Origin of the sequence: Erythrobacter donghaensis (assembly GCF_001557325.1) — a bacterium.
In the GTDB taxonomy this organism is placed as follows: Bacteria; Pseudomonadota; Alphaproteobacteria; order Sphingomonadales; family Sphingomonadaceae; genus Erythrobacter; species Erythrobacter donghaensis_B.
Genome location: NZ_LSJS01000292.1, coordinates 49,351 through 66,613, shown reverse-complemented (window position 1 = coordinate 66,613; position 17,263 = coordinate 49,351). Strand labels below are relative to the sequence as shown.

Sequence of the window (17,263 nt, the reverse complement as noted above, 5' to 3'; positions counted from 1 at the left end):
CCCTCAGGCAAACGGCCCCAGCACCTCGGGCCGCACCCGCGCCAGCCGTCCGGTCGCGCGGTCGAGCATCGCCCAGGTGGTCGCCGCGCTGACGAGGCGCTTGCCGGCGGCGTCGGTGAATTCCACGCGGCGCAGCGACTTCGCGCCTTGGGCGGGGCCTTCGATCCATGTCTCGGCGTGGACGGTCTCGCCCTCGGACACATTGCCGCGATAATCGATCTCGTGCCGCACCACGACCCAGAAGAACGCCGCCCGGTCCTCGGGGCGTGCGACCGCGTCCCAGTGGGCGGTCGCCATGTCCTGAATCCACTGCACCCACACGGTGTTGTTGACGTGGCCGAGCTCGTCAATGTGCTCGGCTCGCGCGGTGAAGGTGCGGGTGAAGCGGTTGGGCACGGGCGGCCTATTTCGGCAGAAGGGAGAGCAGCTGAATGAACGCGAACGGCACCAGTAACACCGCCGCCACGATGATGACGAGGCCGCGATCGTAGTTCGGCGCCTTCACTCGCCCTCGCTCTTGGGTGCCATCCCCATCTGCCACAGGATGAAGGCGAATTCCTCCGCGGTCTCCTTGAGGCTGTTCCACCGCCCCGATTGCCCGCCGTGGCCTGCGCCCATGTTGGTCTTGAGGAGCAGCAGGTTGTCGTCGGTCTTGAGCTCGCGCAGCTTGGCGACCCACTTGGCGGGCTCCCAATAGGTCACGCGCGGATCGTTGAGCCCGGCGGTCACCAGCAGCGGCGGATAGGCCTTGGCGGTCACCTGATCATAGGGCGAATAGGACAGCATGTAGGCAAACGCCGCCTTGTCGGTGATCGGGTTGCCCCATTCCTGCCACTCGCCCGGGGTGAGCGGCAGCTTCTCGTTGAGCATGGTGTTCACCACATCGACGAAGGGCACATGCGCCACCACCGCGCCATATTGCGCGGGGTCCTGGTTGATGACGGCCCCCATCAGCTCGCCGCCTGCCGAGCCGCCGCTCGCGGTGACCATGCCCTCGGCGGTATAGCCCTTGGCGATCAGCCCCCGGCCCGCGTCGACGAAATCGTTGAAGGTGTTGGTCCGCTCGAACAGCTTGCCCTGGAGATACCAGCGCCGCCCGAGATCATCGCCCCCGCGGATATGCGCGATGGCATAGGCAAAGCCGCGATCCACAAGGCTGAGCCGCGCGGTCGAGAAGCCCGGCGGCACGGCATAGCCATATGCACCGTAAGCATAGAGGTGCAGCGGCCCCGGACCCTCGATCCCCGCCTTCTTCAGGATCTCGGCCCGGTCGCGCCGCATCAGCACGCTGACCGGCACCTGCGTCCCGTCGCGCGCGGTGATGGTCAGGCGCTCGGAGACATAGAGCGAGGGGTCATAGCCGCTCGGGATTTCCTGCGTCTTGAGCGTCGTCAGCTTGCCGGTCTTGACGTCGTAATCATAGACCGTCCCCGGCGTCACCATCGACTGATAGGACAGCCGCAGCACGCTCATGTCGTATTCGGGATTGTTCGAGAGGCCCGCAGTGTAGCTCGGCTCGGGGAAGGTCACGGGGGTGACCTTGGCGGGGTCGGCATATTGCCGCAGCTGGATCTGGTCGAGGCCGTTCAGCCGCCCCTCGGTGACGAAGAAGTCCTTGAACAGGTCGAAACCGGTCAGATAGAAATCGTCCGAGCCGGGGATGACGGTCTGCCATTCCCCCGGCGCATCCAGCTTCGCCTTGGCGAGGCGGAAGTTGATGTGCTCGTCGTTGGTCCAGATCCACAGCTCGCCGTCGCGCACGTCGACGCCGTATTCGACGCCCTTCTTGCGCGGGCGCACGAGGATCGGCGCGGCGGTCGGATCGGCGGCGGGGACGAGGCGCACTTCGCTGGTCTCGTTGTCGCCGGTGGCGATGATCAGCCAGTCTTCCTGCGCCGAAAGCCCGGCGCCCACCCCGAAGCTCTGGTCCTCCTCCTTGTAGAGCGTCACATCGCTCTCCACGGGCGTGCCGATCACGTGCATCTTCGCTTCGAGCGTGCGCCATTCCTCGGTCGAGGGGCCATAGACGAGCGCGGTGTCGCCCTTCACCCACACGAGGTCGCCGCGCAGGTTCTCGATCACGTCGGGAAGGTGCTCGCCCGTGGTCAGATCCTTGATCCGCGCGGTGTAGCGCTCGCCCCCGGTGGTGTCGGTGGCATAGGCGAGGAACCGCCCGTTCTGACTGATCGAGGCCGCGCCGAGGCGGAAATATTCCTGCCCTTCCGCGAGGGCATTCTCGTCGATCAGCAGCTCGGCCTCACCCCCGGCAACCGGCTTCCTGTAATGCTTGCGATACTGCGCGCCTTCCTCGAACTCGGACCAGTAGAGGTAGTCGCCGTCCTTCTGGGGCACGGTCGAATCGTCCTCCTTGATGCGCGCACGCATCTCGGCGAACAGCGCCTCGGTCAGCGCCTTCTGGCCCTCCATCTGTGCCTCGAAATAGGCGTTCTCGGCCTTGAGGTGGTTCAGCACGTCCTCGTCGTCGACCGTGGGATAGGACTTGTCGTAGAGCCAGTCATAGGGGTCTTCGACCGTGATGCCGTGCACGGTGTAGGTGTGCGGGCGCTTCTCGGCGACCGGGGGCTTGATGTCGGTCGTGGCGGCGGTGGTCGAAGCGGCGGCGGAAGTGGTCACGCTAGGGGAGTCCTCGCTGGTGGCGGCCATCGCGGCCGGTGCAAAGGTGGTGGCGGCCAGCGCCAGGGCAAGGGCCCGGACACTGGGGTTGCTGCGGATCGGGCGAAACATGGGGGGCGGGTTTCCCGTCGGTTGGTCTGGGTGGAAAGAGTGGCCAGTGAGGCCTATGATGCGGTTGTAACGCGACAACGGGGCGCGGCAAGTGCCCGCGCCTCCCGCCGAAGGATCGACGACATGCTGATGCAAACCCATGAAGCCCGCCTTGCCGCCCTGCGCGAGGAGCTGAAGCGGCGGGGGCTCGATGGTTTCGTCATCCCCATCTCCGACGAGCACATGAGCGAATATGTCGGCGACTATGCCCAGCGCCTCGCATGGCTGACGGGCTTCGGCGGCTCGGCGGGGTTTGCCGCGGTGACGCTCACCCACGCCGCGATCTTCGTCGACGGGCGCTACACCGTGCAGGTGCGCGAGCAGGTCGACGGGAACCTGTTCGAATATCGGAGCGTCCCCAAGGACACGCTGGCTGCTTGGCTGGCCGAAGTGTGCGAGAGCGGCGCGAAGATCGCCTATGACCCCTGGCTCCACACCTGGGCCTGGGTCGAGGCGCTGGAGAAGCGGGTTGCGGCCAAGGGCATCGCGCTCGTGCCTGCGACAAGCAACCCGGTCGACGCCGTGTGGGTCGATCGCCCCGCTCCCTCGCCCGCCATCGCCATCCCGCACGAGGATGCGCTGGCGGGCCGTTCCTCCGCCGACAAGCGCGCCGCGGTCGCCGACTGGCTGGCGAAGGAGGGCCACGATGCGGTGGTGATCCCCGCGCTCGATTCGGTCGCGTGGCTGCTCAACATCCGCGGGCAGGACGTGGCGCACACCCCCGTCGCACTGTCCTATGTGATCGCCCACAAGGACGGCAGCGCCGAGCTGTTCATCGCGCCCGAGAAGGTGACGCCCGACCTGACCCGCCACCTCGGCAACGCGGTCACGATCCGGGACCGGGATGCGTTCGAGGGGGCGCTCGGCTCCGCCTTCGCGGGCAAGAGCGTCGCCATCGACCCCGATTTCGCCGTGGTCGGCATCGCGCAGGCGCTGCGCAGCGGCGGCGCGCAGTTCGCCTTCAAGCAGGACCCGACGATCCTTGCCAAGGCGATCAAGAACCCGGCCGAACAGCAGGGCCACCGCGACGCGCAGGCCCGCGACGGGGCGGCGGTGTCGAAGTTCCTGCGCTGGCTGGAAATCGAGGGGCCGAAGGGCGGGGTCGACGAGCTCTCGGCCGCGGCGCGCCTTCAGCTCTTCCGGGCGGAAGACCCGGGCCTGCGCGATCTCTCCTTCGATACCATCTCCGCCGCCGCCGGCCACGCCGCGCTGCCGCACTACAAGGTGGACGCAGACAGCAATATCCCGATCCCGCCCTCCTCGATCTACCTGGTCGATTCCGGAGGCCAGTATCCGGGCGGCACCACCGACATCACCCGCACGGTCTGGGTCGGCCCCGGCGAACCGACGGCGGAAATGCGCGACCGCAACACGCGGGTGCTGAAGGGCCACATCCAGCTCGCCCGCGCGGTGTTTCCGCAAGGCACGGCGGGCGGCCAGCTCGATGTGCTGGCGCGGCAATATCTCTGGGAGGCAGGCGTCGATTACGCCCACGGCACCGGCCACGGTGTCGGCAGCTTCCTCAGCGTGCATGAAGGCCCGCAGCGCATCGCCAAGCCCTCTGGCGGGCAGGCGGGCACCGGGCAGGAGCTGTTCGCGGGCATGATCCTCTCGAACGAGCCGGGCTATTACAAGCAGGGCCACTTCGGCATCCGAATCGAGAACCTGGTGCTGGTCGAGGAGCGGCAGATCGCGGGGCAGGAGGGCACCTGGCTCGGGTTCGAGACGCTGACCTTCGTGCCGCTCGATCGCAAGCTGATCGACAAGGCGCTGCTGACCGCGGAGGAAGTGGCGTGGGTCGATGCCTATCACGCCCAGGTGCGCGCGCTGCTCGCGCCGCGCCTGTCGGGCGAGGATCTGGCGTGGGTCGAACGGGAGACCGCGCCGCTTTGACCCTCTCCAGTCGCTCCCCGTTGCGCAGCAATGGTGAGGGACTCGAAGGCCCGCTTGTCGCCCTGCAAATGTTCCTGTAATGTTCCGTCATTGATTCGCATCATGGGAGGAACATCAATGATCGGCTACGTCACCCTCGGCACCAACGATCTGCCGCGCGCCGCGACTTTCTATGACGCGCTCGCCGCGCAGTTCGGGGTGGGGCGGATGATGGATTTCGAGAGCTTCATCGCCTGGGGCGCATGGGGCGGCGCGCCGGGGATCGCGGCGACGCTGCCGTTCGATGGCCAGCCCGCCACGGTGGGCAACGGGGTGATGGTCGCGCTCGAGGTGAAATCGCCGGAGCAGGTCCACGCCGTCCACGAAACCGCGCTCGCGCATGGCGGCACCTGCGAGGGCGCGCCGGGGCCGCGCGGCAATGACGGCTTCTACGCCGCCTATTTCCGCGATCCGGATGGCAACAAGCTCAACGCCTTCTGCATGATCGCGCCGGAAAAGACCGGCGAATGACCGCGCCCCGGCTCTGCGAGCGCTTCATCCACTTGGGACAGGGTGCAAGGGCGGTGGCAGCGCCGCCCTTCGCCGGGATGGAGTGGTATGCGGGCCATGCCGAGCGTCACGCGGCGGACGGGGCGGAAGGGCGCGACCGCGATCTTCATCACCGCGGGTCAGGGCACGCAGCACGGCGCGCGCCAAGGGGTGCGCGTTACCCATGTAATTGCGCGGTAATGGCGCGGTTATGCGCGGGTCATGGGCGGGTTATCGACTGTTCCACGTGAAACATTCGGCAGCGCTAGCGCATCAGCCCGCCCAGCAGATTGCGCACGAAGGCCGTCGCTCCGGTGCGCAGCGGGTCGGCACCCGACTTCTTGCCGAGAACCATCGCCACCGCCATCGAGGCGAGTGAACCGCTGGCGGCAGTCATCGCGTTCTTGCCCGCCTTCTCCCACACCGAGGGCGTCCTGCGTTCGCGCTTGGCGACTTCCTCCTTGCCCTTCTCCGCCACTTCCTGCGCGGTCGCTTCAGCGTCGGCCGCCTTGGCGGCGAGCACTTCGGCGGCGCTCTCGCGGTCCACGGGGGTGTCGTACTTGCCCTCCACCGGGCTCACCGACTGGATGATCGCGCGCTCCTTCTCGCTCACCGGCCCCAGCCGCGAGCGCGGGGGCTTGATCAGCGTGCGCTCGACCACCGTCGGCGCGCCGTCATCGTCTAGCGTCGAGACCAGCGCCTCGCCGACCTTCAGTTCGGTGATCACCGCCTCGACATCGAGCTTCGGGTTCACCCGGAAGGTCTCCGCCGCCGCCTTGATCGCGCGCTGATCGCGCGGGGTGAAGGCGCGCAGCGCATGCTGGACGCGGTTGCCGAGTTGCCCGGCGACCTCCTCGGGAATGTCGATCGGGTTCTGGGTGACGAAGAACACCCCCACGCCCTTCGATCTGATCAGCCGCACCACCTGCTCGATCGTGTCCTGCAGCGCCTTGGGCGCGTCGTCGAACAGCAGGTGCGCCTCGTCGAAGAAGAACACCAGCCTGGGCTTTTCGGGATCGCCCACTTCGGGGAGCGATTCGAACAGCTCGGCCAGCAGCCACAGGAGGAAGGTGGCATAGAGCTTGGGGCTGCGCATCAGCTTGTCGGCGGCGAGCACGTTGACATAGCCGCGCCCCTGATCATCGACCTTGAGGAAGTCGCCAATCTCCAGCGCCGGCTCGCCGAAGAAGTGGTTCGCGCCCTGCGCCTCGAAGCTCAGCAATTGCCGCTGGATCGAGCCGACCGAGGGCTTGGTGACGTTGCCGTATTTGCCTGAAAGCGCGGCGGCATTCTCGTTCGCCCAGGTGAGCAGCGCCGACAGGTCCTCGAAATCAAGCAGCAGCAGGCCGTTCTCGTCGGCATAGCGGAAGATGATCTGGAGCACGCCTTCCTGCGTCTCGTTGAGGTCGAGCAGGCGGGACAGCAGCAACGGGCCCATCTCTGACACCGTGGTGCGGATCGGGTGGCCCTGTTCGCCATAAAGATCCCAGAAGATCACCGGATTGTCGGCATAGCTGTAATCGGTGATGCCGAGCTCCCTGGCGCGCGCCTCGAGCTTGTCGGCATGCTTGAAGGTGGGCGATCCGGGCATGGCGATCCCCGACAGATCGCCCTTCACGTCGGCGAGGAACACCGGAACACCGGCGGCCGAGAAGCTCTCGGCGATGCCCTGCAGGGTCACGGTCTTGCCGGTCCCGGTCGCGCCCGCGATCAGCCCGTGGCGGTTCGAGCGGCCGAGCAGCAACGTCTGGCGCGATCCCTCCGCGCCGAGGCCGAGATAGATGTCGGATGCGCTCTCTGTCATGCCTGCCCCCAAGTCTGCGATGTGTCGGCGAAAAGTCGCGCGGAGGTGTGCAAGGGCGCGGCGCGGCGGTCAAGTTCTCGACTTCCGCGCGCGATTGGGCCAAGGCTTCGCAGGCTATGGCTATTGGCTCGCCTGCTCCGTTCGTCCTGCTCGATGATGCCCGCGCCGGCGAAGGCGCCGCCGACGCGCTGCTCTACGAGGGGCCGCGCGCGCTGTTCGTGGCCAACCGGGCGGACGAGGTCGAAGCGGTGTTCGCCGCGGCCGAGGCGGCGCGGGTGGCGGACGGCGGCCCCGTGGCAGGCTATGTCGCCTACGAGGCCGGACTGGCGCTGGAGCCGCGTCTTGCCGCGTCGGCTGCGGCGCGCAGCGGCGCGAACGGCCCGCTGGTGTGGCTCGGGCTGTTCGATGCCCCGCGCCGCATCGCCGCCGCCGATGTGCCCGCCTGGCTTGCCGACAGGGCCGAGGGGCCGGGCACGCTCGGCCCGATGGAGCCGCAGCTCTCGCCCGGCGGCTATGGCGCAGCCTTCGCGCAGCTCTCCCAGGCGATCCGCGCTGGCGACATCTACCAGGCGAACCTCACCTACCCGCTCGCGGGCAGCTTCCGCGGCGATCCGGTGGGGCTCTACGCGGCCCTTCGCGGCGCGGCGGCGGCGGGTTATGGCGGGCTGATCTTCGACGGGTCGCACTGGCTGCTGAGCTTCTCGCCCGAGCTGTTCGTGGCGCTGAGCGGCAGCGAGGCCAAGGTCAAGCCGATGAAGGGCACGCGCCCGCGCTCCGCCGATCCGGCGGCCGACCGCGCGGCGGTGGAAGACCTCGCCACCTCGGTCAAGGACCGCGCCGAGAACCTGATGATCGTCGACCTGATGCGCAACGACCTGTCGCGCGTGGCCGAGGCGGGGAGCGTCCGGGTCGATGCGCCTTTCGCAGTCGAGAGCTACCCGACCGTGCACCAGATGGTCTCGACCGTGCGCGCGCGGCTCAGCCCGGGCAAGGGCGCGATGGAGCTGGTGCGCGCGCTGTTCCCCTGCGGCTCGATCACCGGCGCGCCCAAGATCCGGGCGATAGAGCTGCTGGCCGAGGTCGAGCGCGATGCCCGCGGGGCCTATTGCGGGGCGATCGGCCGGATCGATGCGGATGGGAATGCCGCCTTCAACGTCGCGATCCGCACCTTGCGGCTCACGCCCGTAGAGAACGGGCAGGGCAGCGCGGTGCTCGGCATCGGCTCGGCCGTGGTCGCGGACAGCGATCCGATGGCCGAACGGCGCGAATGCGAGATCAAGGCCGGTTTCCTGCGCCGCGCGGCACCGGGTCTTGGCGCGGCGCAATGCGACCTGATCGAGACGATGCGTTTCGAGCCCGAAAGCGGCATCATGCTGCTCGAAGATCACCTCGCCCGAATGAAGGCGAGCGCGGCGGCGCTGGGCTTTGCCTTCGATCGCCATGCCTTGCGCAACCAGATCCAGGCGCTGTGTTTCGAGCTCGACGCGCCCGCAAGGGTACGGCTGCTGGTCAGCCGCTCCGGCGCGAGCGCGCTCGAGACCGCGCCCTTGCCCGCGCCGCTGGCGGGGCCGGTCAAGGTCGCCGCTTTCCCGCACCCGCTCGATCCCACCGACTGGCGGCTCGCACACAAGACCTCGGACCGCGGGTTCTACGAGGACGCGCTGGCCGCCGCGCGCAGCCTCGGCGCGGAGGAAGCGCTGCTGGTGCGCGGCGACGGCCTCGTCACCGAGGGCAGCTGGACCAGCGTCTTCGTCGACGGGCCGGACGGCGTGCTTATCACTCCGCCGCTCGCGCTCGGCCTGCTGCCCGGGGTGCTGCGGGGAAGCCTGATTGCCGAGGGCCGCGCGCGCGAGGGCGAGGTGACGCTTGACGATCTCGCCGGCGGCTTCCGGATCGGCAACGCCCTGCGCGGCCTGATGAAAGCGGTGCTCGCGTGAGCCTCCCGATCCTCTACGAAGACGGCGAGGCGCTGGTGATCGACAAGCCTTCGGGCATGGCGGTCGACCGGCCGAGGAAGGGTGGGATCTGCCTCGAGGACCACCTCGAGCGGCTGAAGCTCGGCTTCCAGCGCGCGCCGGTGGCGGTGCACCGGCTGGACACGGATACCAGCGGCTGCCTGCTTCTGGCGAGGAACCCCAAGGCGCTCGCCCGTTTCAACCGCGCCTTCGAGGAGCGGCTGGTGGGCAAGACTTACCTCGCGATCCTCGCGGGCCATCCGACGGGCACTAGCGGCACCATCGAACTCGCCCTCGCCAAGATCAGCTCGGCCGAGAAGGGCTGGCGGATGATCGCGGCGAAGAAGGGCAAGCCCGCTGTCTCGCACTGGGAGCTGGTCGAGGAGCTGGGCCCCCACAGCCTGATCCGCTTCCGGCCCGAGACCGGGCGAACCCACCAGCTCAGGGTGCATGCCCTGAAGGGCCTCGGCGCGCCGCTGCTGGGCGATCCGGTCTATGGCGCGGGGAACGCGGGCGCGGCCAAGCGCACCATGCTCCACGCCGAGAGCCTCACGGTGGAGCGGCCCGGCAAGACGCCGATCGCGGCGCGTGCGCCGCTGCCTGCGGATTTCCTCGCACTCGGGGCGAAGGATGGATGACGAAGAGCCTCTCTCCGCGCGGGCGATAAGGCTCGCCAGCGAGAGCTTTCTCGCAGGCTCGGGCCCCGGCGGGCAGAACGCCAACAAGGTCGCGACCGAAGTCGAGCTGCGGGTGAACATCTACGCGCTGCGTCTATCGCCGTCGGTGTTCGCGCGGCTGCGCAAGCTCGCGGGCGCGAAGCTCGCCGGCAACGGCGACCTCATCGTCACCTCCAAGGCCCACCGCACGCAGGACGCCAACCGGCAGGACGCGCGCATCAAGCTCGCCGCGCTGCTCGAGGCGGCGCTGGTCGAGCCCAAGCGGCGCGCCAAGACCCGAGTCAACCGCGTGGGCAAGACCGAGCGCCTCAAGGTCAAGAAGGTGCGCGGCGCGGTGAAGGCCAATCGCGGCAAGCCCCGTGCTTCGGACTGGTGAGCCTTATTGACTTTTGTCCGTGAATCGGCGAAGGGCGCGCCCGTGTGGCGGTGTGCCGGGCCTTCCGGGCGCGCCGCTATTTGCTTTTTAGCCCTGCGGACAGCACTCGCCGGGCCGACCCAGTTGACAGGAACCCGCCATGGCGAAGCCCACCACCGTCAAGATCCGCCTCGTCTCGAGCGAGGGCACCGGCTTCTTCTACGTGACCAAGAAGAACCCGCGCAACATCACCGAGAAGATGAGCTTCCGCAAGTACGACCCGGTCGCGCGCAAGCATGTCGAATTCAAGGAAGCCAAGATCAAGTAAGGCTCCTGCCGCGCCGACCCTCGGGCATGAGTGCGGTAATTCATCGACAGTTCAAGCCTTGCGACCTAGGCGCAGCGGCATGAAAACAGTTTCGACAAAACTTCGCGTCGCGGCGCTCGGCCTTTCGGCCGGAGCGCTAGGCCTCGGTTTGGCCCCGGGCGACACCGCCCCGCTGGCCACCCCCGCCGCCGCGCAGGCTGCGACCACCGATCTCGACCGCGTGGTCACCGCCTTGCGGTCGATCTCGACCATGAAGGCCGATTTCGTCCAGACCGACCGCAACGGGCAGAGCCTGCGCGGGGTGATGACCCTGAAGCGCCCGGGCAAGATCCGCTTCGACTACGGCAAGAACGCCGATTTCCTCGTCATCTCCAACGGCAAGTCGCTCTATGTGATCGACTACGAGGTCGCGCAGGTCGAACGCTGGCCGATCGGCAACTCGCCGCTGGGCGCGCTGTTCGATCCGGACAAGGACGTGAAGCGCTTCGGCAAGCTGATGCCGACCTCGAGCAAGGACGTGATCAGCGTCCAGGTGCGCGATCCCAAGAAGCCCGAATTCGGGATGATCACGCTGATTTTCGTGAAGAATGCCGCCGCGCCCGGGGGCTTGCAGCTCGCCTACTGGGTGGCGCTCGACGCGCAGAACAACCGCACCCGGGTGGAGCTGTCGAACCAGCGCTACGGGGTGGCGGTGGCCGACAGCACCTTCACCTTCAAGGACCCGCGCCGCACGGCTCGTCGCCCCGGCTGAACGGGCGTCCGACGAACGGTTGTATGAAAGCGACAGAAAACTTGCCGCGTTCATGTCAGTGAAAGGCAGAACCGGTTAATCATTCTCAACAAGGCGGGCCGAAGGGAGGTTTCCCCCCTGTTGCCCACCCTTCAAATGGGCCTGTCTTGCACAAGCGTGACGAACGCTCCATGGAACCCCCGACCCATCGCCCCCGGGTCGGGGGTTTTTGGTGTCTGGAGGGTTTTTTGTTTGCGCCCTCAGACGCCGGGCGCAGCGCGTCCGCGCTGCTTGGCTTTCCTCGCATAAGCTCGGGCGGCCGTTCGGCCTTGCGGCGGCTGCGCCGCCGTTGCAGCGCAAGACGCCAGACCTGCGCGCTTATCCCTATTTCTCCCAGCCGAGCGCCTTGCGGATGATGTTGTAGATCACGTTCTGCTCGATCACCCCGCGCGCACGCTCTGCTCCCGGGCCGGTGGCGAACAGGGCGACATCCTCGCCCGCGTGGGTCTCCGCGCCGGTCGGCACCACCGCCTGCTGGGTCGCGGCCACGCCGGTCTCGGGCACCGGGCGCTCGCCCTTCACTGCGCCGGGGCCGTTGGCATAGCCGAGCGTCGTGTAGGGCTTGCCGTCCGCCGCCAGCACCGGGCTCTTGCCGTCGCCGCCATCCTCGCCGCGGCCCGGAGGCGCGACCACCAGCCCGAGGATGTCGTTCCCGCGCTGCGGATAGCCGGCGATGGTGAAGACGTGGCTGTGATCGGCGGTGACGAGGATCAGCGTCTCTTCGGGATCGGTGTTCTCGACCGCCCACTGCACCGCGCGGGCGAACTCGACCGCCTCCTCGAGCGCAAAGCCTGCCTTGCCGGCGTGGTGCGCATGGTCGATCCGCCCGCCCTCGACCATCAGGTAGAAGCCGTCGGGATCGGCCTTGAGCCGCGCGATGGCGGCGGCGGTCATGTCGGTGAGGGTGGGCTCGGGCGAGTCTGCCTTCCGCTCGGCCATGAAGGTCATGTGATCGGCGTTGAACAGCCCGAGCACCGGCTTGCCGACGGGGGCCGCGGCGAGGGCGGCTGCATCCTTCACCACCACGCCGCCGTTCTTCGCGGCCCATGCGGCGGGGAGATCGGCCCCCGGATCGCTCCTGCGCCCGCCGCCGCTCTTGCCGTAGAAGCTGCGCGCTCCGCCGCCCAGCGCGACATCGAACTGCGCCTCGGCAAGCTGGAGCGCGATGTCCTTGCACCCGACCTGCTGGTCGGCCGGGATGCTGGTGTCGGCCTCCCAGTCGCGGTCGGCCGAGCGGGCATAGACGCTCGCCGGGGTCGCGTGGGTGATGCGGGTGGTGGTGACGATCCCGAGCGCCAGCCCGCGCTGCTTCACTTCCTCGCCCAGCAAGGGCAGCGGGTGAGCGAGCGCATCGCGGCACACGCCCTTTTCCGCCGCGGGCCCGATCCCGAGCACCCCGATGCGGGTCTTGAGCCCCGAATGCATCGCGGTCGCCGTCCCCGCGCTGTCGGGCACCTGCGCGTTGGTGTTGTAGGTCTTGACCAGCGCCACGTTCGGGAATTTCTCGAAGCTGAGCTGGTTCTCCTCGCCGGTTTGCCCACGCTTCTGCCCGTCATAGATGCGCGCGGCGGTGATGGTGGAGATGCCCATGCCGTCGCCGATGAACAGGATGACGTTCTTCGCGCGCGGCTCCTCCGGCGGCTTGGCGCGGCGCTCCTTGGCTAGCACCGGGGTCGCGGCGGCGGAGGCGAGGAGCAGGGCGGCAAGCAGGGTGCGGGTGATCATGGCGGGTCTCCGGTCAGGTGCCCCGCCCTATCGCGCCGCCGTTTGACGATAAAGTGAAAGCTAGAACTTTCGCTCGCGGACAACTAAGTCCGCCCCATGCTGACCGTCGCGACCTGGAACATCAACTCCGCACGCCTGCGCGTCGGCCTGATCGAGAAGCTGCTCACCGAGGCCGCGCCCGACATCCTGTGCCTGCAGGAGATCAAGTGCGAGAGCCACCTCTTCCCCGCCGAGGCATTGGCGGCGCTGGGCTACACCCACCAGGCGGTGAGCGGGCAGAAGGGCTATCACGGGGTCGCGACGGTCTCCCGCGTGCCGATCCGCGAGGTCACCCGCCACGACTGGCAGGACAATGGCGAGGCGCGGCATATCGGGGTCGAGGTACTGGGCAAGGATCTCCTCGTCGAGAACGTCTACATCCCGGCGGGCGGCGACATTCCCGACCGCGAATTGAACCCCAAGTTCGGCCAGAAGCTCGATTTTCTCGGGCGGATGACCAAGTGGGCCGACACGCTCGACAAGCCGACGCTGATCGTCGGCGATTTCAACATCGCCCCGCTCGAAAGCGACGTGTGGAGCCACAAGCAGCTCTTGAAGGTCGTCAGCCACACGCCGATCGAGGTGGAGACGCTGGGCCGGTTCCGGGACGCCCACGGCTGGGTCGATCTTGGCCGCCAGCACATCCCCGCCCCGCAGCGCTATTACTCGTGGTGGAGCTACCGCAATCCCGGCTGGCAGGAGAACGACAAGGGCCGCCGCCTCGATCACATGTGGGCCTCGCCCGAGGTCGCGCGGCAATCGCGGGCGCACCGGGTGCTGGAAGGCGCGCGGGCGTGGGAGCAGCCGTCGGATCACGTGCCGCTGATCACGGAGTTCGACCTCTGACGCTCGGGCCATCGCCTGAACGCCGCGCGGCGCAGGCCGTCGACGCGCTGCGCCACGGCTGGCCGCTGGCGTTCGAGGGCGGGCCGGTTCTGCTCCCGGTCGAAACCGCCACCGCGCCCGATGCCCGCGCGCCGCAAATGCTGATCTCCGCCGCGCGTGCTGCGACATTGAAGCTCGCCAACCAGAAAGAGGCCGCCGTGCCCCACGCGCCGGTGCTGATCGCGGGGGGCGAGGATTTCAGCTTGCGCGATGCGCTCCCCATCGCCGATCCGGCATTGGACCTCGGCAACCCCCTCAAGGGCCCGTTCAAGGCGGTGAGCCTCGACTGGGCCGAGACCGCCACGGCCGCGCTCGAACTGGCGCGGATCGCGGGCATTCTCCCTGCCTTCATGGTCGACGCCGAAGCCGCAGGCGAGGCGCTCCCCGTCAGCCTCGGCGATCTGGCCGCCTATGCCGACGCGGGCGCGCTCAAGATCGTCACCCGCGCGCGCCTGCCGGTCAGCGCCTGCGAGGATGCCGAGATCGTCGCCTTTCGCTCCAATGCCGACCTGCGCGAACACGTCGCCCTGATCATCGGCCGGCAGACCGGCGACCGCCAGCCGCTCGTCCGCCTCCACTCCGAGTGCCTGACAGGCGACATCCTCGGCAGCCTCAAATGCGACTGCGGCCCGCAGCTCGACGCCGCGCTCCACGCCATGGCGCACGAGGCGAGCGCGTCGGGCGGGTGGGGCGTGCTGCTCTACATGCGGCAGGAGGGGCGCGGGATCGGCCTCATCAACAAGCTGCGCGCCTATCGCCTGCAGGATCAGGGGTTCGACACGGTCGAGGCCAACCAGCGCCTTGGCCTCCCCGACGAAGCACGCGATTTCCCCGTGGCGGCGCGGATGCTCGAGCTGCTGGGGGCGACCACCATTCGCTTGCTCACCAACAACCCGGCAAAAGTCCGCGCGCTCGAGGCGGCGGGGATCACGGTGAGCGAGCGGGTGCCGCACCAGCTGCCCGAAAACCCCCACAACGCGCGCTATCTGGCGACCAAGCGGGACCGGTCAGGGCATCTGCTCACCTAACGCCTTGCGCCCGCGCGCCTTTTGGCCGACCATCGCGGCCCTGCAACCGGGGAGACCCCACGATGCGCGCGCTGATTCTCGCCCTGGCTTTCGTTTTCGGCACCGCCAACACCCTGCCGACCCTCGACGAGGAGGTCGAAGCGCTGGTCACTCAGGGCAAGGTCGCGGAGGCCTATGACCTCGCCCGCGCCGCCGCCAGGCGCGGCGATGCCGACGCGGAGGACTGGCTCGGCTGGTTCCACGAAACCGGCAAGGGCCGCAAGGTCGATCTCGGCAAGGCCGCCGAGCACTACCGCAAGGCCGCAGCCGGTGGCGACAACCATGCCGCGTGGCGCTTGGGCGTGCTGATCGACCGGGGCGCGGTGAAGGGCAGCCCCGAGGAAGCCGTCGCCCTGTTCCGCGATGCGGCGGGCCGCAATTTCCCCGCCGCGCTGGTCAGCCTCGCGGTGATGCAGGCGACCGGGCGCGGCACGCCGAAAGACCACACCGCGGCGATGGCCAACTATCTCGCCGCAGCCAAGCTCGGCCATGCCCACGGCGTGCGCGGGGTGGGGATCATGTTCTACCTCGGCGAGGGCGTCACGCAGAACGTGGAGGAGGCCTCAGCCTGGTTCCTCGCCTCTGCCGCGATGGGCAACGAGGAGGCGCAGCAGAGCCTCGAAGCGGTCGCCGACGAGGTGCCTCCCGGTCGCGGGCGCGCGATTGTCGAACGCGCGAAGGCGATTGCGGCGGAACTCGGCGTCGAGGTGGACATCACCTTCGAGGAAGACGCCCCCGCCAGCTGACGGCGCGCCCGGGCCGTACGCCTCAGCGCTGCTCGTACTGCTTGATACCGGCGGCGATCCTGTTGCCCTGCATCACCACGCGGCTGCCGGTCCAGTCGGCGAGGAACACCGAGTTGCGGCTCAGGCCGGGGACAAAGCGCGCCTCGTTGTTCTCGACCCTGAGGCCGCCCGAATCGTGGAGCAGGTCCTCCGCCCCCAGCGCGATGAAGGCGGAGTAGTTCTCCTTGTCGCGCCCCTGGACGAACCAGTTGTCGGCGATCCGCCCGACGCTGCCGGCGGGCAGATCGATCATGTAATTGGTCGCCGTGCCGTTCGCGTCGTCGAAGCTGTTGTTCTCGATCACCACCTCGGCGCTGCGGGCCTTGACGTAGTGCCCGCCCATGCCGCGCTCGAAGCGGCTTTCGCGCACGGTGAGCGAGCCGTAATTGCCGATGTAGATCGAGTGCGCGCAGCCGGCCGCGTTCTCGCAGGTGCCGAGCCCGGTGAAGGTCGAGCGGGTGATGTAGATCCGTCCAGAGGGATCGTCGGCGGTAAGGATGCCCTGCTGGCTGTTCTCGAAGCGGGCGTAGGCGACGTTCAATGCGCCCTTCTCGAGCCGGATGCCCGCCCCGTTGCCGTCGGCGACGCGCAGGTTGGAGAAGGTGATGCCCCTGATCTCCGCGCCGATGCCGCGCAGCACGAAGGCGGCCTTGCCCTCGCACGAGCGGGCGGTGAAGGTGACGCTGCCGGGCTCGGGCGCTTCGTAGACGATCACGCCCGCCTCCTGCACCGCGCACTGGCGGTAGGTGCCGGGTGCGATGCGGATCGTGCCGCGGCCCTGGCCGATCGCATTGACCGCTTCCTGAAGCGTCGCGAAACGCTGGCCGCTCTCGACCACGGTGAAGGCATCGGGCACGGGCTGCGCGCTGGCACCGGAGGACAGCAGGGCGGCGGCGCAGAGCAGCGCGAGGGCACCGAGGGGCGGGCGGATGGCTTCCTTGATCATGTGCGGGGGAATATCACGGCGGCCGGGCCTTCCCCACCGCTTGCGGGCGGGGTGTGCCCATTTGGCACTTGGCGGGCGGGGCAAGGCACGGCTAAACCGCTCCCGCAATCGCGGCCGGGTCCGGTGACCTGCGCCCGCGCGAGAGGAGAGAACCCGAGCCATGCGCAAGCTTTTGAGCCTTACCGCCCTGACCGCCGCCCTCAGCCTCGCCGGGTGCGGCAGCGCCGACGATGCCTCGACCGAGGCGAGCGCCGACACGGTCGAGATGCCCGCCGACAGCGCGCTCGAGCCGATCGCCGATGCGCCGGTCGCCGATCCGTCCGCCACGGCCACCGACGCGCCCGAGCCTGCCGTTCCCGAGCCGGGCGCGACTGCGGCGGGCGATGCCGCGGCTGCGGTCGCGGGCAAGGCGCTCGAGGCCGCTGGCGAAGGCGAAGACGCGCCCCGCTAGGGCCGGCCCGCGATGTCTCGCGCCCCGATACTCGCCGCCGCTCTGGCCCTCGTCCTCGCCGCCTGCGGGAGCGAGCAGGCGCGCGATCCCGGCGCGGTCAGCCCGGGCGAGGCCAAGGCGCTAGACGATGCCGCGAGCATGCTCGACGAGCGCCGCCTCCCGCCCGAGGCCCTGCCCACCGATGCGCCCACCGCTCCCCCTGCCGAAATGACAGGCGACGCCGCCGAGGCCCGCCGCTAGGCGGGCGAGGC

17 protein-coding genes are annotated in these 17,263 nt (G+C 68.8%); 12 read left to right on the top strand and 5 right to left on the bottom strand.

Annotation, left to right across the window (positions count from 1 at the left end; all coding sequences use genetic code 11):
- Positions 1–3: 3 nt before the first annotated feature.
- Both AX692_RS16695 and AX692_RS16690 read right to left on the bottom strand, forming a co-directional pair.
- On the bottom strand, positions 4–396 hold the full coding sequence (locus tag AX692_RS16695) for an acyl-CoA thioesterase (protein WP_073974589.1): 393 nt from the start codon (positions 394–396) through the stop codon (positions 4–6).
- Positions 397–501: 105 nt separating this feature from the next.
- The gene (locus tag AX692_RS16690; RefSeq protein ID WP_073974590.1) at positions 502–2,745 is read right to left on the bottom strand and encodes a S9 family peptidase; all 2,244 of its coding nucleotides are present in this window, start codon (positions 2,743–2,745) and stop codon (positions 502–504) included.
- Between the two features lie 123 nt (positions 2,746–2,868).
- On the opposite strand from AX692_RS16690, the gene AX692_RS16685 reads away from it, so the two are divergent.
- Both AX692_RS16685 and AX692_RS16680 read left to right on the top strand, forming a co-directional pair.
- Entirely contained in the window at positions 2,869–4,677 is a 1,809-nt protein-coding gene (locus tag AX692_RS16685) for an aminopeptidase P family protein (protein WP_073974591.1), read from the top strand.
- Between the two features lie 117 nt (positions 4,678–4,794).
- The gene (locus AX692_RS16680; protein ID WP_073974592.1) at positions 4,795–5,187 is read left to right on the top strand and encodes a VOC family protein; all 393 of its coding nucleotides are present in this window, start codon (positions 4,795–4,797) and stop codon (positions 5,185–5,187) included.
- A 283-nt stretch (positions 5,188–5,470) separates the two neighbouring features.
- Here the strand turns inward: AX692_RS16680 and AX692_RS16675 are convergent, their stop codons facing one another.
- Positions 5,471–7,009, bottom strand: coding sequence for a helicase HerA-like domain-containing protein (locus AX692_RS16675; protein WP_073974593.1), 1,539 nt, complete (start codon positions 7,007–7,009; stop codon positions 5,471–5,473).
- A 116-nt stretch (positions 7,010–7,125) separates the two neighbouring features.
- On the opposite strand from AX692_RS16675, the gene pabB reads away from it, so the two are divergent.
- The 5 genes from pabB (at position 7,126) to AX692_RS16650 (ending at position 11,075) form a co-directional block, all read left to right on the top strand.
- Positions 7,126–8,946, top strand: a complete 1,821-nt coding sequence (pabB, locus tag AX692_RS16670) for an aminodeoxychorismate synthase component I (RefSeq protein ID WP_073974616.1) — start codon at positions 7,126–7,128, stop codon at positions 8,944–8,946.
- Positions 8,943–9,602: an RluA family pseudouridine synthase gene (locus tag AX692_RS16665; protein WP_073974594.1), complete on the top strand. Its 660-nt coding sequence runs from the start codon at positions 8,943–8,945 to the stop codon at positions 9,600–9,602. Before pabB ends, AX692_RS16665 begins: the two co-directional genes overlap by 4 nt.
- The gene (gene arfB, locus AX692_RS16660; protein ID WP_073974595.1) at positions 9,595–10,017 is read left to right on the top strand and encodes an alternative ribosome rescue aminoacyl-tRNA hydrolase ArfB; all 423 of its coding nucleotides are present in this window, start codon (positions 9,595–9,597) and stop codon (positions 10,015–10,017) included. Before AX692_RS16665 ends, arfB begins: the two co-directional genes overlap by 8 nt.
- 139 nt (positions 10,018–10,156) lie before the next feature.
- The gene (rpmG, locus tag AX692_RS16655) at positions 10,157–10,324 is read left to right on the top strand and encodes a 50S ribosomal protein L33 (protein WP_017664380.1); all 168 of its coding nucleotides are present in this window, start codon (positions 10,157–10,159) and stop codon (positions 10,322–10,324) included.
- Between the two features lie 79 nt (positions 10,325–10,403).
- Positions 10,404–11,075: a LolA family protein gene (locus tag AX692_RS16650; protein WP_073974596.1), complete on the top strand. Its 672-nt coding sequence runs from the start codon at positions 10,404–10,406 to the stop codon at positions 11,073–11,075.
- A gap of 363 nt (positions 11,076–11,438) precedes the next feature.
- On the opposite strand, the gene AX692_RS16645 is transcribed toward AX692_RS16650, so the two are convergent.
- A complete protein-coding gene (locus AX692_RS16645; protein WP_073974597.1) occupies positions 11,439–12,839 on the bottom strand; it encodes an alkaline phosphatase in 1,401 nt (466 codons plus the stop codon).
- A 96-nt stretch (positions 12,840–12,935) separates the two neighbouring features.
- Here AX692_RS16645 and AX692_RS16640 point away from each other — a divergent pair, with 96 nt between their 5' ends.
- The 3 genes from AX692_RS16640 to AX692_RS16630 all read left to right on the top strand — a co-directional run bounded on the left by AX692_RS16640 (position 12,936) and on the right by AX692_RS16630 (position 15,576).
- Entirely contained in the window at positions 12,936–13,724 is a 789-nt protein-coding gene (locus AX692_RS16640; protein WP_073974598.1) for an exodeoxyribonuclease III, read from the top strand.
- On the top strand, positions 13,721–14,791 hold the full coding sequence (gene ribA, locus AX692_RS16635; RefSeq protein ID WP_073974617.1) for a GTP cyclohydrolase II: 1,071 nt from the start codon (positions 13,721–13,723) through the stop codon (positions 14,789–14,791). Before AX692_RS16640 ends, ribA begins: the two co-directional genes overlap by 4 nt.
- Before the next feature lie 62 nt (positions 14,792–14,853).
- Positions 14,854–15,576, top strand: a complete 723-nt coding sequence (locus AX692_RS16630) for a tetratricopeptide repeat protein (RefSeq protein WP_073974599.1) — start codon at positions 14,854–14,856, stop codon at positions 15,574–15,576.
- 22 nt (positions 15,577–15,598) lie between these two features.
- Here AX692_RS16630 and AX692_RS16625 read toward each other — a convergent pair whose 3' ends face one another.
- A complete protein-coding gene (locus AX692_RS16625; RefSeq protein WP_073974600.1) occupies positions 15,599–16,561 on the bottom strand; it encodes a right-handed parallel beta-helix repeat-containing protein in 963 nt (320 codons plus the stop codon).
- A gap of 160 nt (positions 16,562–16,721) precedes the next feature.
- Here AX692_RS16625 and AX692_RS16620 point away from each other — a divergent pair, with 160 nt between their 5' ends.
- Positions 16,722–17,012: a hypothetical protein gene (locus AX692_RS16620; protein WP_073974601.1), complete on the top strand. Its 291-nt coding sequence runs from the start codon at positions 16,722–16,724 to the stop codon at positions 17,010–17,012.
- A 12-nt stretch (positions 17,013–17,024) separates the two neighbouring features.
- Positions 17,025–17,252: a hypothetical protein gene (locus tag AX692_RS16615; RefSeq protein ID WP_073974602.1), complete on the top strand. Its 228-nt coding sequence runs from the start codon at positions 17,025–17,027 to the stop codon at positions 17,250–17,252.
- The last annotated feature ends 11 nt before the right edge of the window (positions 17,253–17,263 follow it).